This is a genomic window from Mesorhizobium sp. M0663 (assembly GCF_040320585.1).
GTDB lineage: Bacteria > Pseudomonadota > Alphaproteobacteria > Rhizobiales > Rhizobiaceae > Mesorhizobium.
The window spans coordinates 32,424-55,152 of the sequence record NZ_JAMYPX010000013.1 but is presented as its reverse complement, the minus strand read 5'-3'; the positions used below and the strand labels follow the sequence as shown (position 1 = coordinate 55,152).

26 protein-coding genes are annotated in these 22,729 nt (G+C 64.2%); 15 read left to right on the top strand and 11 right to left on the bottom strand.

All coding sequences use genetic code 11. The annotated features are described in order from the left end of the window. The first annotated feature begins 2 nt into the window (after positions 1-2). The 5 genes from NKI54_RS21470 (at position 3) to NKI54_RS21450 (ending at position 4,962) form a co-directional block, all read left to right on the top strand. Positions 3-983, top strand: a complete 981-nt coding sequence (locus NKI54_RS21470; RefSeq protein ID WP_352635524.1) for an NADP-dependent oxidoreductase — start codon at positions 3-5, stop codon at positions 981-983. Positions 984-1,233: 250 nt separating this feature from the next. Then, the gene (locus NKI54_RS21465; protein ID WP_023676406.1) at positions 1,234-1,719 is read left to right on the top strand and encodes a (2Fe-2S)-binding protein; all 486 of its coding nucleotides are present in this window, start codon (positions 1,234-1,236) and stop codon (positions 1,717-1,719) included. After that, positions 1,716-2,528: an FAD binding domain-containing protein gene (locus tag NKI54_RS21460; protein WP_352692341.1), complete on the top strand. Its 813-nt coding sequence runs from the start codon at positions 1,716-1,718 to the stop codon at positions 2,526-2,528. The genes NKI54_RS21465 and NKI54_RS21460 overlap by 4 nt, the downstream gene beginning before the upstream one ends. Next, positions 2,519-2,704 carry a hypothetical protein gene (locus tag NKI54_RS21455; RefSeq protein ID WP_352692340.1) on the top strand — a complete coding sequence of 62 codons (186 nt, stop codon included), beginning with the start codon at positions 2,519-2,521 and terminating at the stop codon, positions 2,702-2,704. The genes NKI54_RS21460 and NKI54_RS21455 overlap by 10 nt, the downstream gene beginning before the upstream one ends. Then, positions 2,701-4,962 carry a xanthine dehydrogenase family protein molybdopterin-binding subunit gene (locus NKI54_RS21450; protein ID WP_352635529.1) on the top strand — a complete coding sequence of 754 codons (2,262 nt, stop codon included), beginning with the start codon at positions 2,701-2,703 and terminating at the stop codon, positions 4,960-4,962. Before NKI54_RS21455 ends, NKI54_RS21450 begins: the two co-directional genes overlap by 4 nt. Here NKI54_RS21450 and NKI54_RS21445 read toward each other — a convergent pair. After that, the gene (locus NKI54_RS21445) at positions 4,901-6,100 is read right to left on the bottom strand and encodes an amidohydrolase (RefSeq protein ID WP_352635531.1); all 1,200 of its coding nucleotides are present in this window, start codon (positions 6,098-6,100) and stop codon (positions 4,901-4,903) included. The two genes, NKI54_RS21450 and NKI54_RS21445, sit on opposite strands and share 62 nt — an antisense overlap. 84 nt (positions 6,101-6,184) lie before the next feature. Between NKI54_RS21445 and NKI54_RS21440 the strand changes: the two genes are divergently transcribed. Together NKI54_RS21440 and NKI54_RS21435 are read left to right on the top strand one after the other, a co-directional pair. Beyond that, positions 6,185-7,015, top strand: coding sequence for an AraC family transcriptional regulator (locus NKI54_RS21440; protein ID WP_352635533.1), 831 nt, complete (start codon positions 6,185-6,187; stop codon positions 7,013-7,015). Between the two features lie 70 nt (positions 7,016-7,085). Continuing rightward, positions 7,086-7,517, top strand: coding sequence for a cupin domain-containing protein (locus NKI54_RS21435; protein ID WP_352635535.1), 432 nt, complete (start codon positions 7,086-7,088; stop codon positions 7,515-7,517). 55 nt (positions 7,518-7,572) lie between these two features. Here NKI54_RS21435 and NKI54_RS21430 read toward each other — a convergent pair whose 3' ends face one another. The 5 genes from NKI54_RS21430 to NKI54_RS21410 form a co-directional block, all read right to left on the bottom strand. Further along, positions 7,573-8,019, bottom strand: coding sequence for a nuclear transport factor 2 family protein (locus NKI54_RS21430; protein WP_352635537.1), 447 nt, complete (start codon positions 8,017-8,019; stop codon positions 7,573-7,575). 130 nt (positions 8,020-8,149) lie between these two features. Beyond that, positions 8,150-8,704, bottom strand: coding sequence for a nuclear transport factor 2 family protein (locus tag NKI54_RS21425; RefSeq protein ID WP_352635539.1), 555 nt, complete (start codon positions 8,702-8,704; stop codon positions 8,150-8,152). Then, positions 8,701-9,006, bottom strand: coding sequence for an alpha/beta hydrolase family protein (locus NKI54_RS21420; protein WP_352635541.1), 306 nt, complete (start codon positions 9,004-9,006; stop codon positions 8,701-8,703). The genes NKI54_RS21425 and NKI54_RS21420 overlap by 4 nt, the downstream gene beginning before the upstream one ends. After that, the gene (locus NKI54_RS21415; protein WP_352635543.1) at positions 9,003-9,698 is read right to left on the bottom strand and encodes an alpha/beta hydrolase; all 696 of its coding nucleotides are present in this window, start codon (positions 9,696-9,698) and stop codon (positions 9,003-9,005) included. The genes NKI54_RS21420 and NKI54_RS21415 overlap by 4 nt, the downstream gene beginning before the upstream one ends. Positions 9,699-9,758: 60 nt before the next feature. Then, entirely contained in the window at positions 9,759-10,262 is a 504-nt protein-coding gene (locus NKI54_RS21410) for a nuclear transport factor 2 family protein (RefSeq protein WP_352635545.1), read from the bottom strand. A 129-nt stretch (positions 10,263-10,391) separates the two neighbouring features. Here NKI54_RS21410 and NKI54_RS21405 point away from each other — a divergent pair, with 129 nt between their 5' ends. Then, positions 10,392-11,300 carry a LysR family transcriptional regulator gene (locus tag NKI54_RS21405; RefSeq protein WP_352635547.1) on the top strand — a complete coding sequence of 303 codons (909 nt, stop codon included), beginning with the start codon at positions 10,392-10,394 and terminating at the stop codon, positions 11,298-11,300. Positions 11,301-11,327: 27 nt separating this feature from the next. On the opposite strand, the gene NKI54_RS21400 is transcribed toward NKI54_RS21405, so the two are convergent. Further along, a complete protein-coding gene (locus NKI54_RS21400) occupies positions 11,328-11,783 on the bottom strand; it encodes a carboxymuconolactone decarboxylase family protein (RefSeq protein ID WP_023720025.1) in 456 nt (151 codons plus the stop codon). Between the two features lie 242 nt (positions 11,784-12,025). Between NKI54_RS21400 and NKI54_RS21395 the strand changes: the two genes are divergently transcribed. Then, the gene (locus NKI54_RS21395) at positions 12,026-12,790 is read left to right on the top strand and encodes a copper homeostasis protein CutC (protein WP_023676418.1); all 765 of its coding nucleotides are present in this window, start codon (positions 12,026-12,028) and stop codon (positions 12,788-12,790) included. Between the two features lie 32 nt (positions 12,791-12,822). After that, the gene (locus NKI54_RS21390) at positions 12,823-13,311 is read left to right on the top strand and encodes a GNAT family N-acetyltransferase (RefSeq protein ID WP_023676419.1); all 489 of its coding nucleotides are present in this window, start codon (positions 12,823-12,825) and stop codon (positions 13,309-13,311) included. A gap of 19 nt (positions 13,312-13,330) precedes the next feature. Here the strand turns inward: NKI54_RS21390 and NKI54_RS21385 are convergent, their stop codons facing one another. Further along, positions 13,331-14,353: an acyltransferase family protein gene (locus tag NKI54_RS21385; RefSeq protein ID WP_352568886.1), complete on the bottom strand. Its 1,023-nt coding sequence runs from the start codon at positions 14,351-14,353 to the stop codon at positions 13,331-13,333. A 373-nt stretch (positions 14,354-14,726) separates the two neighbouring features. Between NKI54_RS21385 and NKI54_RS21380 the strand changes: the two genes are divergently transcribed. Genes NKI54_RS21380 through NKI54_RS21370 form a run of 3 tightly spaced genes read left to right on the top strand, consistent with a single transcriptional unit; the run spans position 14,727 to position 17,159 of the window. Beyond that, entirely contained in the window at positions 14,727-15,437 is a 711-nt protein-coding gene (locus NKI54_RS21380; protein ID WP_023676421.1) for a fumarylacetoacetate hydrolase family protein, read from the top strand. Then, a complete protein-coding gene (gene maiA / locus NKI54_RS21375) occupies positions 15,434-16,084 on the top strand; it encodes a maleylacetoacetate isomerase (RefSeq protein WP_023676422.1) in 651 nt (216 codons plus the stop codon). The genes NKI54_RS21380 and maiA overlap by 4 nt, the downstream gene beginning before the upstream one ends. Positions 16,085-16,118: 34 nt before the next feature. Beyond that, positions 16,119-17,159 carry a zinc-dependent alcohol dehydrogenase family protein gene (locus NKI54_RS21370; protein WP_352692339.1) on the top strand — a complete coding sequence of 347 codons (1,041 nt, stop codon included), beginning with the start codon at positions 16,119-16,121 and terminating at the stop codon, positions 17,157-17,159. 19 nt (positions 17,160-17,178) lie between these two features. Here NKI54_RS21370 and NKI54_RS21365 read toward each other — a convergent pair whose 3' ends face one another. After that, positions 17,179-18,072 carry a LysR family transcriptional regulator gene (locus NKI54_RS21365; protein WP_023676424.1) on the bottom strand — a complete coding sequence of 298 codons (894 nt, stop codon included), beginning with the start codon at positions 18,070-18,072 and terminating at the stop codon, positions 17,179-17,181. Between the two features lie 139 nt (positions 18,073-18,211). Between NKI54_RS21365 and NKI54_RS21360 the strand changes: the two genes are divergently transcribed. Continuing rightward, positions 18,212-19,660, top strand: coding sequence for an MFS transporter (locus tag NKI54_RS21360; protein WP_023676425.1), 1,449 nt, complete (start codon positions 18,212-18,214; stop codon positions 19,658-19,660). A 42-nt stretch (positions 19,661-19,702) separates the two neighbouring features. Here NKI54_RS21360 and NKI54_RS21355 read toward each other — a convergent pair whose 3' ends face one another. Beyond that, positions 19,703-20,611 (bottom strand): DMT family transporter, encoded by a 909-nt coding sequence (locus NKI54_RS21355; protein ID WP_023676426.1) that lies wholly within the window; start codon positions 20,609-20,611, stop codon positions 19,703-19,705. A 104-nt stretch (positions 20,612-20,715) separates the two neighbouring features. Here NKI54_RS21355 and NKI54_RS21350 point away from each other — a divergent pair, with 104 nt between their 5' ends. After that, positions 20,716-22,119, top strand: a complete 1,404-nt coding sequence (locus NKI54_RS21350) for an aminotransferase-like domain-containing protein (protein ID WP_352517638.1) — start codon at positions 20,716-20,718, stop codon at positions 22,117-22,119. A 39-nt stretch (positions 22,120-22,158) separates the two neighbouring features. On the opposite strand, the gene NKI54_RS21345 is transcribed toward NKI54_RS21350, so the two are convergent. Continuing rightward, positions 22,159-22,656 (bottom strand): MaoC family dehydratase, encoded by a 498-nt coding sequence (locus tag NKI54_RS21345; RefSeq protein WP_023676428.1) that lies wholly within the window; start codon positions 22,654-22,656, stop codon positions 22,159-22,161. Positions 22,657-22,729 lie beyond the last annotated feature (73 nt).

Genomic DNA, 22,729 nt, shown 5'->3' with positions numbered 1-22,729 from the left:
TGATGAACCTACACAATGACTTCCAAAGTGCCCCCGGCCGGGCTGAACCGCTTGGCTCCGGCCGGGCCCTGCGTCTTCAAGCATATGGCGGCACAGAGAGCTTGAAGGTCGATTGGGTATCCGCCCCCGAGCCTGGTCCCGACCAAGTGCTCGTCCAGGTCAAGGCTGCCGGAGTAAACGGAATCGACTGGAAAATCCGTGAAGGCTACGTCCGCGACAAGTTCAAGTTATCTTTGCCCGCGACGCTTGGCATCGAAATGGCGGGGGTCGTGCTGCGGACCGGCTCCAACGTCGAAGGCGTGAGGGTCGGAGACCGGGTCATGGCCGCGCTGGGGGGCCTGGGCGCTTATGCTGACCATTTGCTGATAAATGCCGAAAAACTCGTCGAGACGCCTGCAGTCCTGTCAGACATTGACGCGGCGGCAGTACCGGTGGCGGCGATGACGGCATGGCAAGTCCTTCAGGTCGCCGATTTCGACCTTCGAGGGCGGCGGGTGTTGATCCACGGCGCGGCTGGTGGGGTGGGCAGCTTCGCTGTCCAGTTCGCCAAGACGGCTGGAGCGACCGTCTATGCTACAGCCTCAACCAAGAGCGTGGCCCATGTCCAAGCCTTGGGCGCTGACGAAGTGATCGATTACCAGAAACAGAACTTCGAGCTTCTTGCGAGCGACATTGACCTTATCGTCGATCTTGTCGGGGGTCAGGTCTTGGACAAATCTTGGTCGGTCCTATCGCCTGGCGGCGTCCTGGCCAGCATCGCTGCAACTGATGTGGTTTCGCGCGCCCCGGCAGGCCGTCGTGGCATCTGGTTGTCAGTCAAACCTGACACCGCGCGCCTAGCCACAATCGCTCAAGAGATCGCTGGCGGCTCGCTGCGGTCGACGATTGCAGAAGTGATCGGCTTCGACGATCTGGCATCCGCGATCGAGCGCAATCGCACCGGCCACGCTCCCGGAAAGATAGTCTTAGACCTCACCAGGTGACTTCAGCTCATGGTAATCGTCCCTAAAGGGGGACCGTCTGCATTCGGCTCATGTTGGGACGGCCGTGAACCACAGTTATGCAGGGCCTTTCCGCTCCGCCGCAAATCTCAAATGCGCGTTTTTTAGCCTTCCCTGACCGGCAGCGCCTTTTCACCGGAATCGACCGCCCTATTTTCGCCTCGACAGGTGGGTGGCTGCTTGCTGGACGAGTCCTTGCGGCGAGTACGGCATGTGCTTCGAGGTACCCCACATGAACTTCCACGATCGGCACCTATTGAGGTTGCGGGTGAACGGAGAGGATCACAGCCTTTCCGATCTCGATCCCCGCGTCACGCTGCTCGACCTGCTGCGCGAGCGGCTGCATCTGACCGGAACGAAAAAGGGATGCAATTTCGGCGAGTGCGGCGCCTGCACCGTGCATCTCGACGAACGGCGTGTGAATGCCTGCATGATACTTGCCGTGTCCTGCGAGGGACGCGAGGTCACGACGATCGAAGGCCTGGCAAACGGCGATGCGCTTCATCCCGTGCAGCAGGCGTTCATCGATCATGATGGTTTCCAGTGCGGATTCTGCACGCCCGGCCAGGTGATGTCGGCGGCGGCGCTGATCGAGGAGGGACACACCGGCTCCGATGCGGAGATCCGCGAATGGATGAGCGGCAATCTGTGTCGCTGCTCGGCCTATCCGCAAATCGTCGAGGCGGTGCGCTCAGCAGCCGGGAGGGCGAGCCAATGACCCCATTCGTCTATGCGCGCGCCGACAGCCTGGGCGAAACGATCGCAGCCGGTGCCGCGCCGGACAGCGCCTTTCTCGCCGGCGGCACCGAATTGCTCAACTGGCTGCGCCTTGGCATTGCCGAGCCGACCCGGATCATCGACATCTCCCGCCTCGACGGGCTGGATCAGGTCGAGGCACTGCCCGGCGGCGGCTTGACGATCGGCGCGCTGACGCATCTCAACGATGTCGCGCAGCATGCGCTGGTCATGCGCGACTATCCGGTGTTGAGCCAGGCGATCCTCAACGCCGCATCGCCGCAGCTGAGAAACCTAGCAACGATAGGCGGCAATCTTCTGCAGAAGACGCGCTGTGCCTATTTCCGTGCCGAAGAGCAGTTGCCATGCAACAAGCGTCAGCTCGGCTCCGGCTGCTCGGCATTGCATGGCATCAAGGACAATCACGCGATATTCGGCTGGACCGAGGATTGCGTCGCCACCCAGCCATCCGACCCGGCGGTGGCGCTGGCAGCACTTGATGCGGTCATCGTCACCGCGCACCGCAGCGGCGGCCGGCGCATTCCGGCAGCGGAATTCCACCTGCTTCCCGACACGCGGCCCGAGGCAGACAATGTGTTGCAGCAAGGCGAACTGATCACGGCAATCGAGCTGCCGGCGCCGGCGCCGCGATCGGCTTACCTCAAGGTGCGCGAGCGCGAATCCTACGAATACGCCATCGTCTCTGCCGCCGCTGTGCTGGAGATGGACGGCCAAACCATCCGTCGGGCGGCCCTGGCGCTGGGGTCCGTCGCGCTGCGGCCGTGGCGCTGAGCGCCGCCGACCAGCAGCTCGCCGGTGCCGAAATCGGCGATCGCGAGGCGTTGAGCACCGCTATCGAGCAATCCTTCGCCGAAGCGCGTCCCTTGTCGCAGAACGCCTACAAGATCGAACTGGCCAAGACCGCCGCTTTGCGGGCGATCGAAAGAGCAGCGAGGATGCCGTCATGATGATCAGCCAGCCTGTTGCCCGCCCTGACGGCGGCGTCAAGGTGACCGGCCGCGCCCGCTATGCGGCCGACTATTTTGCCCCCGATCTGCTCCATGCGGTGCTGGTGACCGCGCCCGTTCCCGCCGGCCGCGTGACGTCGATCATGGTCGACGACGCGCTCGCCGAGGAAGGCGTCGTGCGTGTGCTCACGCATGAGGACATGCCCAAATTCGGCCGGTTCGCATCGCCGAGGGCCGAGCCGGATACGCAGATGCAGCAGGCCGAAGGCCCGCCGGCAGCGCAGAGCTTCATGCCCATGCAGGGCGACGAGATACGTCACGAGGGTCAGCCGCTTGCCATTGTGCTGGGCGAGACGCTGGAGGCAGCGGAGGCCGGTGCCCGCCGCGTCGCATTGCGCTACGAGTTCGCCGAGCCGGAATTGCCGGCACCGCCGGAGTGGACCGCCATCGACAAGGCTGCGGTCGTGCCGAGGGAGAGCGGCTTCCTGTTCCTGGAGCCGACGTTTACCAAGGGCGCGGTCGACCGCGGGCTTGCTGACGCCGCCGCCATGGTCGAAGCCGTCTACCTGCAGCCGTCGCGCCATCACAACGCCATGGAGCCCTCGGCGACGCTCGCCGAATGGAATGACGGAGAGCTGACGCTGCACGACGCCACGCAACACGTCTACGGTGTCCGCCAGGTGGTTGCCGCCCGCATGAATGTCCCGGCCGAGAAGGTCCGCGTGATTTCCCGCCATACCGGCGGCGGCTTCGGCGGCAAGGGCTGGATCTGGCCGCATCAGGTGCTGGCCGCCGCCGCCGCGCGCATCATGCAGCGCCCGGTCAGGCTGGCGCTCAGCCGCGCCAATGCCTATTCCTGCCTCGGGTATCAGCCGCGCATGGCACAGAAGATCGTGCTGGCGGCGGACAGGTCGGGCAAGCTGACGGCCGTGCAGCAGGACGTGGTCAACCTGACCACCGTGACCGACGATTTCGTCGAGTTCGCCACCGAAGCCTCGAAGGGTCTCTACGCCACGCCGGCCATGCGTCTCAGCCAGCGCGTGGAGCGCGCAAACGTCGCCATGCCGACGCCGCTGCGCGCGCCGGTCGAGGGTCCGGGCACCTGGGCGCTTGAAAGCGCGATGGACGAGCTCGCCCACCGCCTCGGCATCGATCCGCTCGACCTGCGTCTGGTCAACCATGCGGACACGGATCCGGCCACCGGCCAGCCCTGGTCGTCGAAGAAGCTGCGCGAGGCTTATGAGGAAGGCGCCCGCCTGTTCGGCTGGCGCGAGCGCCCGCGCAAGCCGCAACGCGACGGCGATTGGCTGATCGGCTACGGCATGGCGACCTGCAGCATGGGCTGTTTCCGCAACCCGACGCCTGCAGCCGAGGTCAGGTTGCACCGAGATGGCACGGTGCTCATCCGCACCGGCACCCAGGACATAGGGACCGGAACACTCACCATCTTTCCGCAGATCGCGGCCGACGTGCTGGGCCTGCCGATGGAGAGGATTGAGATGGAAATGGGCGATACACAGCTGCCGGAGGCGGGACCGACCTATGGCTCGTCATCGACCATGGGGGTGGGCGCGGCGGTGCTTGCCGCTGCCGAAGATGCGCGTTCGCAGCTTGCCCGTCTTGCCAATCTGCTGCCGGACGAGGTCGAGATGCAGGACGGCAAGATTCGCCGCAGAGGCGCTGCCGGCGGTCAGACGATCGCCGACGTGATGAGCCATACCGACATCGGCGAGATCACCGGCTCCGGCTCGTTCGATCCGGCGCAGCATGGCAAAGGCCTCGCGATGCGCACTTTCGGCGCGATTTTCATGGAGGTCGGCGTCGATCCGGGGCTCGGCCTGCTCAGGCTTCGTCGCGCCGTGGGCAGCTACAGCGCCGGCCGCATCGTCAATCCCCGCACCGCACGCAGCCAGATGACGGGCGGCATCATCTGGGGCTGGGGCATGGCGGCAATGGAGCAGAGCAGGCACGAACCGGTGCTTGGCCGGTTCCTGTCGAAGAACCTTTCCGGAGTCGCCATTCCGGTCAACGCCGACATTCCCGGCGACATCATAATCCACTTCGTCGATGAGGTGGACGAGCATGCCAGCCCGATCGGCGGCAAAGGCATCGGCGAACTCGGCGCCACCGGCGTTGCCGCTGCTGTTGCCAACGCCGTCTTCGACGCCACAGGCAAGCGGATCCGGGAGTTGCCGATCACGCCGGAAAAACTGCTGTGGAAGGATCGGCCCGCGGAAGCGTCTGCTCGACGAGGTTGACGTAATAGCGCATCACCGTCGGCACGATCTCGTCGTTGAAAACGTAGCGGTCGCCGTGCAGGCCTTCGCCCGGGCCGACCTCGCCGGCGCCGATCCACGCATAGCAGCCGCCGGCGGCGCGGATCATGAAAGCGAAATCCTCGCAGCCGAGACTGGGGCTGAACTCGGTCAAGACATTCTCCCGGCCGACGACGGAGGCGGCGGCCTCGACGGCGCGGGCCGTCGCATCGGCCGTATTGATCAGCGGCGGATAGCCCTTCCTGTAGTCGAGCCTGGCCTTGAGCGAATGCGCGGCGGCAATACCTTGTGCGATCTCGCCGATCAGCCTCTCGCAATGGTCGGAAAGGCCGTGCTCGAAGAAGCGGCAGGTGCCTTGCAGCCAGACCTTGCCCGGCACGATATTGCCGACATTGCCGCCATGAATCTGCGTGATGCTGACGACAAGCGCGCTCTGAGGGTCGACCGAGCGGCTGACGATGCGCTGGACGGCTTGCACGAAGGCGCCCGCGGCCAGGATCGGGTCATCCCCGAGCTGCGGCATGGCGGCATGAGCGCCAAGACCCTCAAAGGTCAGTTCGAAATTATCGACGGCCGCCATTTGCGGCCCGACGCGGGCGGCGATCGTCCCCAGCCTGATGCCCGGCCAGTTGTGAACCGCATAGACCGCTTCGACCGGAAAGCGCTTGAACAGGCCGTCCTCGATCATGCGCATGCTGCCGCCCTCGTTTTCCTCGGCCGGCTGAAAGATGAAAGTGACGGCTCCGTCGAAGGCGCGCGATTGACTGAGCAGTTTGGCGGCGCCGAGCAGCATGGCGGCGTGGCCGTCATGGCCGCAGGCGTGCATCACGCCCTCTTGCCTCGAAGCATAGGACAGGCCGGTTTTCTCCAGCACCGGAAGCGCGTCGAGCTCGGCGCGAAGGCCGATAGCGCACGTTCCAGCGCCGCTGCGCAGGACACCGACGACGCCGGTGCCGCCGATCCCTTCATGCACCTCGTCGACGCCGAAGGAGCGCAGCTTCTCTGCAACGAAACGCGCCGTTTCGTATTCATTGAATGCGAGTTCCGGATTGGCATGGATATGGTGCCGCCAGCCTATAACCTCTGGTGTCAGCGCGGCGACGGGGTCATTATGCAACATGATGCCTCCTTTCCGCCGACAAAAAGCGGCTTGGTTTGCCTGCCATAGAAGGCCCGGCGAGAGGCGTCTTGAACCGGATTGACCATGGCAAGGACAAACGAAGCGGCAGAGACCGGGAAATACTGGCGCCATCCGTGCTTCCCCGACCTGGGCCTGTTCGAGGCGCGCTTCACCCGGCACCGCTATGACTTGCACACGCACCCGACCTATGTGATCGCCCTGATCACCTCTGGCTGCGAGCGCATTCGCATCGGCCGCAAAAGCGTTCTCGCTCCGGCAGGCACCATTGCCGTCGTCAATCCCGAGGAGTGGCATGACGGCGAACGCGGGGCGGATGAAGGCTGGGCCTACCGGACGTTTTATCCTTCGGTGCCGATGATGACCGCGCTTACCCGCGAACTCGGCCGCGACGGCGCTCCAGTATTTTCGCGCGCGACTATCGAAGACAGCAGTCTCGCCGCAGCATTGATGGCAGCACACCAGGGCTCGACATCCCCGGACACAATGACGGCCGAGACGTCCCTGCTCGTGGCGCTGCGACGGCTGATCGTTCGGCATGGCGACTCGAGCGGACAGGCCGAAGAGATCGAAAGCTCCGGATCGCAGCGGCGGTTCTCGCTCTACCGCGATCTTGTCGAAAGCGAGCTTGGCTCGCAGCTCGACCTCAAGCGGCTAGCCGGCGCGGCTGGCGTGACCCGATTCCAGGTCATCCGCGACTTCAACAAGGCGATCGGCCTGACGCCGGCGGCCTATATCCGCGACCGGCGATTGCGCCGGGCGAGTGCGCTGATCGAACAGGGATTTGGCCTCGCCGACGCCGCCATCGCGGCGGGTTTCGCCGACCAGAGCCATCTTTCCCGTACATTCCGGGCTATGCATGGCATGACGCCGGGCATGTTCAGAAGAGCGGGATAAGGCGCTCCTGAACAGACAAGCTTGCGCGCCAATGCTTGCTGCGCAATGCTGACGCAGCTCGGGGGGAATCATGCGAAAAATCTTGGCATCGATGCTGCTGCTCGCGGCTCCACTGTTTGCAAACAGCGCCCAGGCGCTGGATGCCAGCGGCACGCCGGTCATCGTGACCCCGCTTGCCTCTCACACCGAGACCGCGTCCGGCCAGCCGATCACGCTGCCGCAGAAGAACGTCCAGGTCCTGGTCTCGGCCTATCAGATCGCGCCGGGCGCGACCTTGCCGGTCCACAAGCATCCGTTTCCGCGCTATGCCTATGTCGAGGCCGGCACGCTTCAGGTCACCAACGTCGAGACCGGCAAGAGCAACACCTATCAAACAGGTGATTTCATCATCGAGATGATCGGGCAATGGCATCAGGCGACCAATGTCGGCGCCGATCCGGTCAAGCTGCTGGTCATCGACCAGGTCGAAGAAGGTACCAAGAACACGGTGTTGCGCCAGTAGCTGCCACGTCTGAAAACGGCGTCCGGGGCGGATCCAGCACAGCGCGTAACAGACGTCAGAACGCGAACCCCTCAGGCAAATTGTGATTCCAATAGCCTTTCTCGACAAGTTCACTTATGCGCCAGCCCTCGGACGTGCGTACGACGCGGTCTCGATACCAAAGCCCCTGGAAGAAGACCTGCCTTTTGCCTTCGCCGAGGTCGACCACCATCGGGCATGAACAATGCACGCGCGCGCTGGCCTCATCCCCTCGGAGATCCAGAAGGATTGTCGAAATGGCGTGCTGCGAGATCAATATCTTGGAAAGGGCGCCTTTCATGTAAGCAACATGCTCATCCACACCGCTCCTGATTCCACCTGTTACAGTGTCGTCAAGCACGGCATCGGGTGTGAATATTTTGCGATAGGCTTCCCAGTCGCGATCGTCCACCGCATAGCAATAGCGAACAAGCAGCTGTTCGATCTCAAGCCTATCGGAAACCTCCTGCAATGAAAGGGTCATGTCCTGTCTCCGCGGTTGGCGGCACTAATGCCGCATGCGCCAAGCCTGCCCCGACATTTCGATCAATATTCACGTTGCCGATGCTCCGAGCAACCTCGCCGCGCGACTGGGCATGCGCAAACCCGAACACTCATTTGGCCTCCGCCTTTACCCGGCCGGCGGCGGCGGCCAGCACGGCGCGATCCCCCTCTTCGTACAAGCGGCGGATGGAGATTGCCTTGACGCGCCAACCTTCCGGCGTCCGCACCAGCCGGTGGAGATAGCTGCCGCCGACCGTCCAGAACCGCCCGCCGATCCAGTGGGTTGCGCGGACATGGCTGCGCGCAACCGCACCGTTATCCCCGCCTTCGACAATGATGTTGGTGATGAGGTGCTGGGTGGCGTCGAAGCCCGGCAGCAGCGCTTGCCATTGGGCGATCAGCGCGTCGCAGCCGCTGGTCGTGACCTCGCCGCCGAAGAGGCTGGTGTAGTCGGTCGTGACACGGGCCGCGAGATAGGATCTGACCCGGTCCCATTCACGCAGATCGGCATAGAGGCCGATCCCGGCAATCGCCTCGGCGATTGCGATCCTATCTTTGACCGTCAGCGCATCTCCCGATGCGCTCGCGGCGGGCGCCGAGATAGCGGAAACCATCGCGGCTGAAACCGCCGAGACCAGGACATACCGGCGGGTGACGAGGCTCATTGTCCCGCCTCCCCCGCACCGCCCAGCGTTGCGCGGAAATGCGCGGCGACGGCATCGCTCGCCGCCTTCACCGGCGTGGCACGATCGTAGAAATCGAATTGGGTGACATTGTCGAGCCACAGCTCCTGCTTGGAGCTGGTCAGCCCCGCGTAGAATTTGTGCGCACCCTGCGGAATGGCAGCCGCCTCGCTGTGCACCATCAGAAAAGGCTGGTTCAGGCGCGGAGCCGCCCGGATCGCATCGAACCTCAACCAGCCGCGCCAGAACGCCGGATCGGCCTCGTTGCGCCAGGCCGGAATCATGCCGCGATCGGGCTCGGTGTAACGGGCTCGGTGTAATAGGGCATCTTGAACATGATCGCGCGCTCGTCGCTCAGGCTGGCGGCCGGCAGTAACGCCTGTCTGCCGGTGCGGCGATACTCGGCCTCGGCCGCATCGCTCGTGGCTTCGAGCCTGGCGACGCCTTCCTTGCCGCCATAGGTCTGCTCGACCACTTCGGCATCCTGTAACCAGGGCGCAACGAGGGCGACCGACTTGATCGCGGCGTTTCCTGCCGCGGCGGTGACCATATAGCCGGAGCTGGCGCAAATGCCGAGCCCGCCGATGCGGTCCTGATCGGTCTCGGGCCGGGTCGCGAGATAGGCGACCGCCGCTTCGATGTCGGCGATCTTGGCGTTAGGGTCCTCGTACTGGCGGCGCATGCCGCCGCTTTCGCCCCAGCCGCGAAAATCGAAGGTCAAGGCGACGAAGCCGCGATCGGCCATCTCGCGGGCATAGCGGGCCGGCATCTGTTCCTTCACCGTCATCCAGGCGCCGGTCACGACCAGCGCCGGCCGAGGTTTTGCCGCGTCCAGATCCTCTGGCAGATAGATGTCGCCGACAAGCTGCTCACCATGCGAGGAGAATGTGACGCGCTCGACGCGCGGTGCGGCGACGGCATTGGAGGCGGCGAGCGCGGCGGTGGTTGCTACGGCAAGTGTCAGGGTTTTAAGCATTCGCAAATCTCCTTTGGCTTGGAGTGAGAAGCGCTGCGCGTTGCGAGAAAGACCGCCGTCTCAGCGCTCGCCAGCCAGTCGGCCGGGCAGCGGCTTCAGCGGGTAATGCGCCCAGTAGAAAGCGTCTGACTGATACATGTCGGTCAAAAAATTCTGTGCCTCGGCGATCTTGCCGTCCTTGATGCGGAACATCAGCGCGTAGAGCTGGTCGATCTCGGGACCTGAGCCGACATTCGACCAGCCGCGATGGACGTCGACGACGAGGTCGCCCTGCGCCTGGAAGAAGATCGGCCCGGCCTTGAACTTGCCGTCGGCCAGGCCGCGGAAGAAGGCGACCACCTCGTCCGGCCCGCGCTTGTCGCCGGCGAGCGGATGATGACCGGGAATGCGCCACACGATGTCGGGCGCGAGGAAGGGCCGCACGGCCTCGGGATTGCCGGTCGCGTAAGCTGCGTAATAGTCTTTGATGAGCTGGATATTGCGGTCTTCCAGTGGCCCGCTGTGCGCCGGGGCGGCAGACACCGCCAGAAGAGTGCCGGCGGCGAGTAAAGCGAGCCTTGTCATCGGTTCTGTCTCCTTGCCCGTTCGAGCCGTTCCCAACACCGAGGCTCGTTCGTCGGACCCCAACATGACGCCTTTTGTTCGCCGGAAAAACCAGTAGAGTTCGACAGGGCTATTTGGAAAATCCTTACAATGCGCTTCGACCAATTCAGCGGCATCGTCGCCTTCGTGAAAGTCGCCCAGGCCAGGAGCTTCACCCGCGCCGCCGCCGAGCTCGGCGTCGCTCCGGCCTCGTTGAGCGAGGCGGTCAAGGGGCTCGAGGAGCGTCTGGGGGTGCGGCTGCTCAACCGCACGACCCGCAGCGTTGGCTTGACCGAGGCTGGCGCCCACTACCTCGACCACGTGCGTCCGGCAGCCGAAGACATCTGGGCGGCTGGTGCGGCTCTGCGCGAGAGCCGCGACCGTCCCGCCGGCACGCTGCGCCTCAGCTTGCCCTGGATCGCCGCGCCGCTGCTGATAGAGCCATTGATGCGGCCGTTCATGGATGCTTATCCCGAAGTGCGGCTTAGTCTGATTTTCGACGACAGCTTCGTCGACATCGCCGCCGACGGCTTCGATGCCGGCCTGCGCATCGGCGAGCTTCTCGAGAAAGACATGATCGGCGCGCGTCTGGGCGGGCCACTGCAGATGGTCGTGGTGGGTAGCCCCGATTATCTGGCGCGCAAAGGCACACCGAAGCGGCCGGCCGACCTCGCCGCCCATCGCTGCATCGCATTCGCCCTCACCCGCACGCGCGCGATTTCGCCCTGGGAGTTCACCGTGGATGGACGCGAAGTCGCATTCACGCCGGACGCATGTCTGGTCGTGAACACACTTCCGCTGTGCATTACCGCCGCCGCGCAAGGGCTGGGCCTCGCCTTCGCGGTCGAGGGCCTCGCCGTGCCGCTTCTCGCCTCAGGCGCGCTGGTCAAGGTGCTGGAGCCTTTCTGTCCCGCTTACGAGCCGCTCCACCTCTATTATCCGAGCCGCCGCCTGGTACCGCCGAAGCTGCGGGCCTTCATCGACTTCGTCCGCGCGAATTCGCACAAGCTGCGGATCTGAAGTGGCTTTTCGAGAACCCGGCCCCGTTCAGCCCCAGGCGCCGACCATCTGCCTGGTGGTTGCGTTGAGCCGGTTGAATGCGTTGATCAGGGCAATCTGGACGACCAGGGCGGCAAGCGCCTTTTCGTCATAGTGCCGGGCGGCCTCGTCCCAGACTGCATCCGGCACCGGATCCGGCCGGTCGGCCAACCGGGTTGCCGCCTCGGTCAGCGCCAGTGCGGCGCGTTCGGCGTCGGTGAAGTAAGGTGTTTCGCGCCAGGCTGACACGGTGAAGACGCGCTCGTCCTTTTCGCCGGCCTTCTTCAATTCGCGCGCATGCATATCGATACACACGCTGCATCCATTGATCTGGCTGGCGCGTAAATGGACGAGCTTGCGCGTCACATAGGACAGGTCGGCCGTCTCCGTCGACTTGTCCAGCGCGAGCAACGCCTGCAAGGCGCCGGGAATGAGCATCACCGGGTTTTTCAATCGTGCTTGCATGGTGGTCTCCTTAGGCGTGTTTTTGCCGGCCACACATTTCAGCTTTCGGCCGGCTGTGCTGTTAATCAATCAATAACTCGCTAGCTATGAATCGACATATAGCTGAACGGTTATGGATGTGTCAAGCGGCAAAATTGGAGCACCGCCGGCCGCCCTGTCGCGTGTTGAGCCAACACTTCCGGCTTTCATCGCACCATGCCCGATGCTACCGCTGGCCAGCTGAAATCATCGACGGATCGCCCATGACCGAGACCGAACGCCCTCGCCTCCCGTTGATCGAGATCTGCGTCGAAGGCATAGACGGCCTGCTGGCCGCGCAAGCCGCAGGCGCCGACCGTGTCGAGCTCTGTGCCAGCCTGATCGAGGGCGGCATCACGCCGAGCTTCGGCACGGTGCGCGCCGCGCTCGAGCTGGCGACGATCCCGTTCCACGTCATCGTGCGGCCGCGCGGCGGCGATTTTCTGTATGGCGAAGCCGAATATCGTTCGATGCTCGCCGATGTCGGCGCGCTTGCCGAGCTCGGCGTCGCCGGTGTCGTCGTCGGTTGCCTCGCTGCCGACGGCACTATCGACGAACAGCGCATGAGCGAATTGGTTAAGGCGGCGGGACGCTTGAACGTCACCTGCCACCGCGCCTTCGACATGACCCGCGACCCGACCGAGGCGCTGGAAGCGCTGATCCGCTGCAAGGTCGGCCGCGTGCTGACCAGCGGCCAGCGCGACACGGCACTGGAAGGCGCGGACCTGCTCGCCGAGCTTGTCAGGCAGGCCGGCGACCGCATCATCATCCTCGGCTGCGGCGGGCTTGATCCCGAGAACATCAGCAAGGTGCGGAGGAAAACCGGGTTGAGCGAAATGCACTTCGCCGCGCTCAAGGACGTGCCGAGTGCCATGCGCTACCGCAACCCGAAAGTCGGCATGGGCGGCACCGACCTCGACCGCGAATACCGCAACACCGTGACCGACGAGGCGCTGGTGGCGGCGACCATCGCCGCTGCCCGGACATGATCCTGGAAGATCGAAGAAAAAACATGATCGAAATGCGTTTGCCGATCGAACGGGTTTCGCCGCAGGATGAGCCCGCCATCCTCGCGCTCAACAACGAGCACGCTGCGGAATTATCATGGCTCGAACCTGAGCGCCTGTCCTTCCTGCTCGGCGAAGCGTTTTACACGCGCCGCATCGGTGCACTCGAAGCCTTCATCATGACCTTCGACCAGGACGCGAGCTACGACAGCCCCAACTTCCTGTGGTTTCGCGAGCGCTATCCGCGGTTCGTCTACGTCGACCGCGTCGTGGTCGGCGCCAAAGCGCGCGGCCGCGGCCATGCCCGCCGGCTGTATGAGGATCTGTTCGAGCAGGCGTCACGCGCGGGCCAGGCGATCGTCACCTGCGAAGTCAATGCCGAGCCACCCAATCCGGCTTCGGACGCCTTCCATGCCGCACTCGGCTTTGCGGAAGTGGGCGACGCGGTAATCCACGGCGGCAGGAAAGCCGTGCGGTATTATGCAAGACGGATCGCCGGCTGAACGGCGGGCGCCGTTCGCCCTACCAATTGCGGTTCAGCCAGGAGCGGGCCGGCTTTTCGATGATGTAGTAGCTGCACAGCGCGCAAGCGAACGCCGCCGCCAGCATCAACCACGGCGAACTGCCTTTTATGTCGACGAATTGATAAAAAGGCTGCTGCCAAAGATAGAGCGAATACGACCACAGCCCCAGCATCGTCATCGGCAGGGACGATAGAAACCCGGTCAGATACCGGCTGCTGAAGTCGAGCGAATTGACGGCGAGCGCCAGCAGCGGCACCGCGAGCAGATAGTGGATCGGGGTTGGCACGGCAGCCATGAAAAGGAGCACAGCCACTACTGAGGCCGCCAGGGCGACATGCGGCCCCTTGAGCAGCGCCGGCAGCCTGTCGTCGGCCTTGAGCAGGCATATCACCGCCGACAGCAGGATCGAGGCGATGTGCACGTCGGTGCGCCAATAGGTGCCCTCGTAGCCTATTGCGAGCACCCAGTAGGAGATGGCGCCGTTTGCCATGGCCAGCACCGACAATGCACCGAGCAACATGATGACCCGGGACCGCCCCGAGACGACGACGCTGATCAGCGCCAGGATGATATAGGCGTGCTCTTCGACGCAGAGCGACCAGATATGGTCGAGCGCGCCGGCGCGGGTGACGAGAATTCCGGCATAGTTGTAGGTGAACGTCAGCGCCGTCAGCGCCGCCTTCGACTTGAAGGCGATGAATGTGCCGGACAAGGCAACCATCGCGGCGACGACAAAAATCAGCAGTGCCGGGTAGATGCGGGAGAACCGGCGCTTGAAGAATTTCTTCAGCGGATAGTATTCGACAAACAGGATCTCGGCCATCAGCCGGCCGCTGAGCACGAAGAAGAATTCGACGCCCAGGACGCCGAGATTGATGCCGGGAACGGGGAAGAAATGGCCGATCAGCACCAGCGCGATCGACAGGCCGCGCCAGCCGTCGAGATAGGCAAGCCTGGTTCTTGCCGAGCTATCGGCCACAGGCCTGGACACGACAAGACGCGTCGCGGAGATGTCCGTCATGCCGGTCCCTTCATTGAACCTGCGAAAGGTGGGCTGGAGGCCGCATTCCTCCAGCTATATTGCAGCGCACCAGAGCTTTGTGCAAGTGCGAGATAACGACACGCCCGAAGTAGGGGGACGGACCGAAAGGGGCTGTCATGTCCGTTCCCCGAAACCAACGGTCGACAGTCTCAGGCGTTGGCGGCAGGCGCTTCGCGCCGTGGCCGGCTTGTTCCCAAATAGTACATTGCCATCTTGGCCGGCAGAGCAAAATGTACCGGCGATTTCCGCGACGCAACGCGGCAGGCCTAGCCTTTGCGCGATGCAATGCCTTGCCCGACCGGCCAAATCGGTCGAATGTGCCAGCGACATATCCACTGAACAGAGACAGTGCATGACCGGCTTCGTCCTTCCCTTGCCCGCAACCCCGTCGGTGGCCGTGGCCGGCTCGCCGGAGCGTTTTGCGGTGCGCCGGATCTTCTGCGTTGGCCGCAACTACGCAGCCCATGCCCGCGAGCTCGGCAATGACGAGCGCGACCCTCCCTTCTTCTTCACCAAACCAGGCGACGCAGTGGTCGACTCGGTGGTCGGTTCGGGCACCACGATCCCCTACCCGCCACTGACCCAAAACCTGCATCACGAAATCGAGCTGGTCGTCGCGATCGGCAGAGCCGGCTTTCGCATCCCGCGCGAGCGCGCGCTGGACCATGTCTGGGGCTACGGCGTCGGCGTCGACCTGACTCGCCGCGACCTTCAGGACGAGGCGAAAAAGGCGGCAAGGCCGTGGGACTGGTCGAAAGCCTTCGACCGTTCAGCGCCCTGCGGCCCGCTGGTCCCGGCGCAAAAATCCGGTCATCCCGAAAAGGGCTGCATCTGGCTCGCGGTCGACGGCGAGATCAGGCAGGACGGCGACCTTGCCGAACTGATCTGGCCGGTTCCCGACATCGTCTCGATTTGCAGCGAGGCGCTAGAGCTTAAGCCCGGCGACCTGATCTTCACCGGAACACCGGCTGGCGTCGGCGCCGTCGGGCCGGGCGAAAAGATCACCGGTGGCGTCGACGGCATCGGCGAAATCGAACTGACCATCGGCCAACCGATCCGATGAGCGACATCGTCCTCCATAACTACTACCGCTCCTCGACCTCTTACCGGGTGCGGATCGCGCTGGAGATGAAGGGCCTGTCCTACGACTACGTGCCGCATCATTTGCGCCACGGCGAGCATCTCGAACCCGCCTACCTCGCGGTCAATCCGCAAGGGCTGGTGCCGGCACTGGTCCTGGACGACGGCACGCTGCTGACGCAATCGCTGGCGATCATCGAATATTTCGACGAGACCACGCCTGAGCCGCCGCTGCTGCCCAAGGATGCGCCTGGCCGCGCCCGCGTCAGGATGCTGGCGCAGATGATCGCCTGCGACATCCATCCGGTGAACAATCTGCGCGTGCTGACCTCGCTGCGCACACTGTTCGGCGCCGGCGACCAGGATGTCGTCAACTGGTTCCGGCACTGGGTCAACGAAGGCTTCCAGCCGCTTGAAAAGATTCTGGCTTCCTCGCCCGAGACCAAGACATTCTGCCATGGCGACACGCCGGGGCTGGCCGACATCTGCCTGGTCGCACAGGTCACCAGCAATGCCCGCTTCGGCGTCGACATGACGCCCTACCCGACGATCTCGCGCATCAATGCCGCCTGCATGGCGCTGCCGGCGTTCCAGAAGGCCGCGCCTGAGAACCAGATCGATGCCGAATAGACCGCAAATTGCATGAAGTGATGAGGAACTGCCGATGAAAGCCGTCGTCTTCGAAAAGTTCGGCGAAACGCCAACGATCCAGACCGTTCCCGATCCGAAGCCGGCACCGGAAGGCGTCGTCATCAAGGTGGAGGCGACCGGCCTCTGCCGCAGCGACTGGCATGGCTGGATGGGCCACGACGACGGCATCCGCCTGCCGCATGTGCCGGGCCACGAACTGGCCGGCGTCGTGGTCTCCGCAGGCAACCAGGTGACCCGCTGGAAGGGCGGCGAGCGCGTCACCGTGCCGTTTGCCGTCGGCTGCGGCCGCTGCTTCGAATGCACCTCGGGCAATCACCAGGTGTGCGAGCACCAATTCCAGCCCGGCTTCACTGCCTGGGGTTCGTTCGCCGAATATGTCGCCATCGACCCTGCCGACACCAATCTCGTGCGCTTGCCCGATGAGATGGAATTCGCCACCGCCGCCAGCCTCGGCTGCAGGTTCGTCACCTCGTTCCGCGCCATCGTCGACCAGGGCCGGGTGACGCCCGGCGAATGGGTGGCGGTGCACGGCTGCGGCGGCGTCGGCCTGTCGGCGATCATGATCGCCAGCGCCATGGGCGCCAATGTCGTCGCCATCGACCTCACCGACGAGAAGCTGGACTTTGCCAAAAAGATCGGCGCGGTGGCGACGATCAACGCGGCAAAGACGCCGAACGTGGTCAAGGCGGTCAAGCAGATCACCAATGGCGGCGCGCACATGTCGATGGACGCGCTCGGCCACCCCAGTACCTCGTTCAACTCGATCGCAAACCTGCGCCGCCGCGGCCGCCACGTGCAGGTCGGCCTGATGCTCGGCGACCATGCCAGGCCGCAGATACCGATGGACAAGGTGATCGCATTCGAGCTCGAAATCCGCGGCAGCCACGGCATGCAGGCCTTCCGCTACCAGGCGATGATGGAGATGATCCGCACCGGCAAGCTGAAACCCGAACTGCTGGTCGGCAAGAAGATCAGCCTCGAAGAGGCGCCGGCCGCATTGATGGCGATGGGCGGCTTCGAAGGCATAGGCATCGGCGTGGTGACCAGATTCTAGATCACGCCCTGAGTCTGGATCAGCGAAACGACGCGCAGACCTCCCGCACGCAGGCTCGCAGCCAGCGTTGTGCCGGATCGGCATCGAGTCGCGGATGCCACAGCATCGAAATGGTGACCTCCTCGATATCGACCGGCAACGGGAAGCTGTACATGCCCGTGCGCGCGCCCAGCGTGTGCCGTTCGGGGACGCTGGCGATCAGATCGGAGGCGCGCGCCATGGCGAGCGTGGCCGAGAAGCTGGAAACCATGCACACGATCGTCCGCTGGAGACCGAGCAGTTTCAAGGCCTCGTCGATCGGGCCCTTTTCGCGGCCACGCCGCGAAACGCTGATGTGGCGGCCGGCCGCATAGCGTTCCGGCGTCATTGGGCCCTCGCCCAGCCTGTGACCCGTTCGCACCGCACCGATGAAGCGGTCGCGAAACAGCGCCTGAATGCGCATTTCGGGGCTCGTTTCACTGGCAACCCCGATTTCGAGATCAACCGCCGCGTCACGCAACGACATGTCGTTCTTGTCGGATTTCGGCGCAAAACGCAGCCGCACGCCAGGTGCATCCGCTTCGACACGGGTCAGAAGACGCGGTGCGAACTCCTCGACGAAACTTTCGTTGGCGCGCAGCGTGAAGACCTTGTCGAGAGCAGAGAGGTCGAGGAGCTTGGCCGGGCGCAGCAGCGCTTCCGCATCCTGAACGACTCGGCCTACCTGTTGCTGCAATTCGAGCGCGCGCGGCGTCGCAACCAGGCCACGGCCGGCCCGGACCAACAATGGGTCGCCTGTCGCCTGGCGCAACCGCGCCAACGTCCGGCTCATCGCCGAGGGACTGAGGCGCAGCCGCCCGGCCGCGCGCGCCACACTGCCCTCGGTCAGCAGCACATCGAGGGCGACAAGCAGATTGAGATCTGGCGACGACATGGAAGGACCGTAGCACAGCTCGGCCGCGATGTGGCGTTTCATGCACGAATAAGATGCAAATACTGCGCCTTCCGCCACATCATGCGAGGGAATAGCGTCCGACAGCTCCGATTGGGGGCTGCCGGCAAAGGAGTTCACCTTGGCATCGACCGCTGAAAAGACCTGGGACGAAGTTGCCCCGGTGAGCGCACGCTCGACCCGATGGGCATTGGCAAGCCTGTCGCTTTCAACGCTGCTGTCGTCGCTCGCCACCAGCATCGCCAGCGTCGGGCTGCCATCGCTGATGCAGGCGTTCGACGCATCGTTCCAGCTCGTGCAATGGGTCGTCCTGGCCTATCTGCTCGCCATCACCACCTTGATCGTAAGCGCCGGGCGGCTCGCCGATATATTCGGCCGCCGCCCGCTATTGCTCGGCGGCATTGCCCTGTTCACCTTCGCATCGGTGCTTTGCGGGCTCGCGCCGACGCTCTGGCTGCTGATCGCCGCACGGGCGGCACAGGGGCTCGGCGCGGCCATTATGATGGCTCTGACGCTGGCCTTTGTCGCCGACGCGGTTCCCCGGGATAAAACCGGCAGCGTCATGGGCCTGCTCGGCGCCATGTCGGCGATCGGCACCACGCTTGGCCCCTCGCTTGGCGGACTGTTGATTGCCGGCCTCGGCTGGCGCGCGATCTTCCTCATCAATCTGCCGTTGGGGGTGCTGGCCTTTGCGCTTGCCTGGCGCTTCCTGTCGGCCGGAAAAAAGACGCCAGGTCGGCGCGGTTTCGACGGGATCGGCACGGCTTTGCTCGCGCTGACGCTAGCCGCCTATGCGCTCGCCATGACCCTTGGGCGTGGCAGTTTTGGTTCTCTCAATGTCGGCTTGCTGATTGCCGCAACCGTGGCTGGCCTGCTGTTTGTCATTGCGCAGACAAGGGTCCAGAACCCTTTGATCCAACCTGCGAGGTTCCGCGACCAGGCGTTGAACGCAAGCCTCGCCATGAACCTGATCGTCGCCACGGTGATGATGGCGACACTGGTGGTCGCACCATTCTATCTGTCGCGCGCGCTCGGGCTGGACGCAGCCATGGTCGGGCTGGTTCTGTCGACCGGCCCTCTGGTTACCGCATTGGCGGCGCTGCCGGCCGGACGCCTGGTCGATCGTTTCGGGGCGAACCGGATCATGATCGTCGGCCTGTTCGATCTCGCTATTGGCACCTTTGCTCTGTCGCGGGCGGAATTCGGTATTGCCGGCTATGTCGTGCCGATCATCATCGTCTGCACCGGCTACAGCCTGTTTCAGACCTCCAACAATTCGGCCGTGATGACGGGCGTCGCATCCGACCAGCGCGGCGTCGTCTCCGGCCTGCTCAATCTGTCGCGCAATCTCGGCCTGATCACCGGTGCGTCCGTGATGGGCGCAGTGTTTGCCTTCGCATCGGCTGGGGAAGGCACTGGCTTGGCAGTGTTGGCACCTGCGGCAGCGGCACGAGGGATGCAGGTCACCTTCCAGGTGGCGACGGGCCTGGTGCTGATGGCGCTGATCCTTGCGGTATTTTCAGCCCGCGCCACTGCCGGGCGAACTGATATCGTTGCCAAGCATCCTTGAGGATTCCACCCGGTTCGCATGCAACTCCGGCAGCCGGCGCACCTATCTCGCATATCTCTTGGCACCGACGACGCAAAGCACGACGGCGGCGGTGACGGCGATCATGGCGGGACTGACCTGCTCATGCAGCAGCGCTGCCGCCAGCCCCAGGCCGAAGAAGGGCTGCAGCAGTTGCAACTGCCCGACCGCGGCGATGCCGCCTTGCGCCAGGCCGCGATACCAGAACACGAAACCGATCAGCATGCTGAACAGCGAGACATAGGCCAGACCAATCCATGCGCCCCTGCCGGCACTTTCGAGCGACGGCGGCATGGTGATGAACGTCAGCGCCAGCATGAGGGGCAGCGACAGCACCAGCGCCCACGAAATCACCTGCCAACCGCCGAGTTTGCGCGACAGCGCCGCTCCTTCGGCATAGCCCAATCCGCACACGATGATGGCGGCCAGCATCAAGATGTCGCCGAGCGGCGAGACCGACAGGCCTTGCGTGACTGCGAAACCGGCGACAAGGGCGCTGCCGAGGCACGAGAACAGCCAGAACGCCGGCTTCGGGCGATCGCCGCCTCGAACCACACCGAAGATCGCGGTCGCCAACGGCAACAGGCCGACGAAAATGATGGAGTGAGCCGACGTGATGTGCTTGAGCGCCAGCGCCGTCAGCAGGGGAAAACCGACCACGACGCCAAGCGCCACGATCGCCAGCGGGAACAGATCTCGCCGCTCCGGGCGCTTCTGACGAAAAACGAGCAGCAGCGCCAGGCCGAGGATGCCCGCCGAAGCCGCACGGGCGACCGTTACGAACACCGGATCGAAATCCATCACCGCCACGCGCGTCGCCGGAAGCGAACCGCTGAAGATCAGCACGCCTATGAACCCGTTGACCCAGCCACTCGCCGCCCAACCACTCGCCGCCCAACTACTCGCCGCCCAACTACTCGCCGCCTTGTCCATCGATGCCCCGCTGATTTCGCCCTCTATCGGGCCGGGCGTCTGGCTCCGCCAGAGACAATCAGGTACAGTTTGACAAAACCGTCATGGTAGGGCGAGCAGTACGGATGGATGAGCAGACGACAACTGATGAAGGCAGCCGGACGCTTGTCGAAAGCGTCATGGTGACGATCAGGCACAGGATCGCCGCGCGCAGCCTGACGCCGGGAACGCGGCTGCCTTCGATCCGGGCGTTTGCGAAGGCCATGCAGGTTTCCAAATCCACCGTGGTCGAAGCCTATGAGCGTCTTGCGGCGGAAGGCATGATCCGCTCGCGGCCGGGCTCGGGTTTCTATGCCGCCGGACCGTTGGCTCCGTTGTCGCTGGCCGAGATCGGCCCCAGGCTTGACCGTGCCGTCGACCCGCTCTGGGTCTCGCGCCAATCGCTGGAAGCCGGCGACGGCGTCCTGAAACCGGGTTGCGGCTGGCTGCCGGCAACATGGATGCCCGAGGCTGGATTGCGCCGGGCACTGCGGACGACGGCCCGCGCCGACGACGCCGCGCTGACCGACTACGGCACGCCGCTCGGCTTGCCGGCGCTACGCCATCTGCTGGCGCGGCGCATGGCCGAGCACGGCATCGAAGCCTCCCCGGACCAGATCATGCTGACGGAATCGGGCACTCAGGCGATCGACCTGCTGTGCCGGTTCCTGCTCGAACCGGGTGACACGGTGTTGGTCGACGATCCCTGCTATTTCAACTTCCATGCCCTGTTGCGCGCCCATCGGGCCAAGGTGATCAGCGTCCCCTACACGCGCTCGGGGCCGGACATCGAACTGTTCGCGCAGGCGCTGAACGAGCACCGGCCGCGCCTCTACATCACCAATTCGGCGCTCCATAATCCGACCGGCGCGATATTGTCCCCGGTCGTTGCCCATCGGGTGCTGAAGCTCGCCGACCAGTCGGGGCTGACGATCATCGAGGACGATATCTTCGCCGATTTCGAACACACGTCCGCGCCCAGGCTGGCGGCCTTCGACGGCCTCAGCAGGGTCATCCATATCGGAAGCTTTTCCAAGACGCTGTCGGCATCGGTGCGCTGCGGCTTCATCGCCGCTCCTCGCGACTGGATGGAAGGATTGACCGATCTCAAGATCGCCACGTCCTTTGGCAGCGGGCGACTTGCATCCGAACTGGTGCTGACGCTGCTGAAGGACGGCCTCTATCGCAAGCACGTCGATCTGCTGCGCGCGCGGCTCTCGCGCGCCATGGAAGAAACCGGCACCCGGCTCAGGGCAATCAGCATCGTGCCGTGGATAGATCAGCCGGCCGGCATGTTTTTATGGTGCAGGCTGCCGGAGGGAATAGATGCCGCGGACGTCGCCCGTCACGCTTTGTCGGCCAACGTCGTGCTTGCGCCCGGCAATGCGTTCAGCCTGTCCCGGTCGGCCAGCCGTTTCATGCGCTTCAACGTCGCGCAGTCCGGAGATGACCGGATTTTCAGGGCGCTTGAACAGGCGATGTCGCGTTGATTCGCGCTGCCGGAACCCTGCTGGCCTGAGGCTGTGCTCTCAGGCCCCTGCCCGCTTGCGGCGTGCATAAAGCATGACGAGCGTCTCGGCGGTCAGCGCCGGCCTCTGCTCGCCTTCGATCTCGACCGTATTGGCGGCCTTCATTAGATATTGCCCCGGACCTTTGTCTTCCATCGACAACAGCGTGGTGCGCAGCCTGATACGCGAGCCGACCCTGACCGGCGCCACGAAGCGCACTTTGTCGAAACCGTAGTTGAACGCGGCCTGCGTGTTTTCGGGTACGATCCCCATCTCGAGCGCCAGCGCGCCGATGATCGACAGGGTCAGATAGCCATGCGCGATCGTGGTGCGGAACGGGCTTTGCCGCTTCGCCCGCTCGGGATCGACATGGATCCATTGATGATCGCCCGTGCATTCGGCAAACTGGTCGATGCGGTGCTGATCGACCAGCGTCCAGTCCGAAACGCCCAACTCCTGCCCGGCCATCGCCCTGAGTTGCTCGAAGGTCGGCGGCGTCCTCGGCCGTATCTGCGTCATTCCTGCTTTCCCGATCGCTTGCCTGTTCCGGACCACGACGGGCCGCCCCTGTCAATTCGCCAATGCGATTCCA

What these genes read in the sequence shown, in the direction of transcription:
- NKI54_RS21470 (WP_352635524.1), top strand. Translation starts at nt 3, where the DNA reads ATGAACCTACACAATGACTTCCAAAGTGCCCCCGGCCGGGCTGAACCG.
- NKI54_RS21465 (WP_023676406.1), top strand. Translation starts at nt 1,234, where the DNA reads ATGAACTTCCACGATCGGCACCTATTGAGGTTGCGGGTGAACGGAGAG.
- NKI54_RS21460 (WP_352692341.1), top strand. Translation starts at nt 1,716, where the DNA reads ATGACCCCATTCGTCTATGCGCGCGCCGACAGCCTGGGCGAAACGATC.
- NKI54_RS21450 (WP_352635529.1), top strand. Translation starts at nt 2,701, where the DNA reads ATGATGATCAGCCAGCCTGTTGCCCGCCCTGACGGCGGCGTCAAGGTG.
- NKI54_RS21445 (WP_352635531.1), bottom strand. Translation starts at nt 6,100, where the DNA reads ATGTTGCATAATGACCCCGTCGCCGCGCTGACACCAGAGGTTATAGGC.
- NKI54_RS21440 (WP_352635533.1), top strand. Translation starts at nt 6,185, where the DNA reads ATGGCAAGGACAAACGAAGCGGCAGAGACCGGGAAATACTGGCGCCAT.
- NKI54_RS21435 (WP_352635535.1), top strand. Translation starts at nt 7,086, where the DNA reads ATGCGAAAAATCTTGGCATCGATGCTGCTGCTCGCGGCTCCACTGTTT.
- NKI54_RS21430 (WP_352635537.1), bottom strand. Translation starts at nt 8,019, where the DNA reads ATGACCCTTTCATTGCAGGAGGTTTCCGATAGGCTTGAGATCGAACAG.
- NKI54_RS21425 (WP_352635539.1), bottom strand. Translation starts at nt 8,704, where the DNA reads ATGAGCCTCGTCACCCGCCGGTATGTCCTGGTCTCGGCGGTTTCAGCC.
- NKI54_RS21420 (WP_352635541.1), bottom strand. Translation starts at nt 9,006, where the DNA reads ATGATTCCGGCCTGGCGCAACGAGGCCGATCCGGCGTTCTGGCGCGGC.
- NKI54_RS21415 (WP_352635543.1), bottom strand. Translation starts at nt 9,698, where the DNA reads ATGCTTAAAACCCTGACACTTGCCGTAGCAACCACCGCCGCGCTCGCC.
- NKI54_RS21410 (WP_352635545.1), bottom strand. Translation starts at nt 10,262, where the DNA reads ATGACAAGGCTCGCTTTACTCGCCGCCGGCACTCTTCTGGCGGTGTCT.
- NKI54_RS21405 (WP_352635547.1), top strand. Translation starts at nt 10,392, where the DNA reads ATGCGCTTCGACCAATTCAGCGGCATCGTCGCCTTCGTGAAAGTCGCC.
- NKI54_RS21400 (WP_023720025.1), bottom strand. Translation starts at nt 11,783, where the DNA reads ATGCAAGCACGATTGAAAAACCCGGTGATGCTCATTCCCGGCGCCTTG.
- NKI54_RS21395 (WP_023676418.1), top strand. Translation starts at nt 12,026, where the DNA reads ATGACCGAGACCGAACGCCCTCGCCTCCCGTTGATCGAGATCTGCGTC.
- NKI54_RS21390 (WP_023676419.1), top strand. Translation starts at nt 12,823, where the DNA reads ATGCGTTTGCCGATCGAACGGGTTTCGCCGCAGGATGAGCCCGCCATC.
- NKI54_RS21385 (WP_352568886.1), bottom strand. Translation starts at nt 14,353, where the DNA reads ATGACGGACATCTCCGCGACGCGTCTTGTCGTGTCCAGGCCTGTGGCC.
- NKI54_RS21380 (WP_023676421.1), top strand. Translation starts at nt 14,727, where the DNA reads ATGACCGGCTTCGTCCTTCCCTTGCCCGCAACCCCGTCGGTGGCCGTG.
- maiA (WP_023676422.1), top strand. Translation starts at nt 15,434, where the DNA reads ATGAGCGACATCGTCCTCCATAACTACTACCGCTCCTCGACCTCTTAC.
- NKI54_RS21370 (WP_352692339.1), top strand. Translation starts at nt 16,119, where the DNA reads ATGAAAGCCGTCGTCTTCGAAAAGTTCGGCGAAACGCCAACGATCCAG.
- NKI54_RS21365 (WP_023676424.1), bottom strand. Translation starts at nt 18,072, where the DNA reads ATGTCGTCGCCAGATCTCAATCTGCTTGTCGCCCTCGATGTGCTGCTG.
- NKI54_RS21355 (WP_023676426.1), bottom strand. Translation starts at nt 20,611, where the DNA reads ATGGACAAGGCGGCGAGTAGTTGGGCGGCGAGTAGTTGGGCGGCGAGT.
- NKI54_RS21350 (WP_352517638.1), top strand. Translation starts at nt 20,716, where the DNA reads ATGGATGAGCAGACGACAACTGATGAAGGCAGCCGGACGCTTGTCGAA.
- NKI54_RS21345 (WP_023676428.1), bottom strand. Translation starts at nt 22,656, where the DNA reads ATGACGCAGATACGGCCGAGGACGCCGCCGACCTTCGAGCAACTCAGG.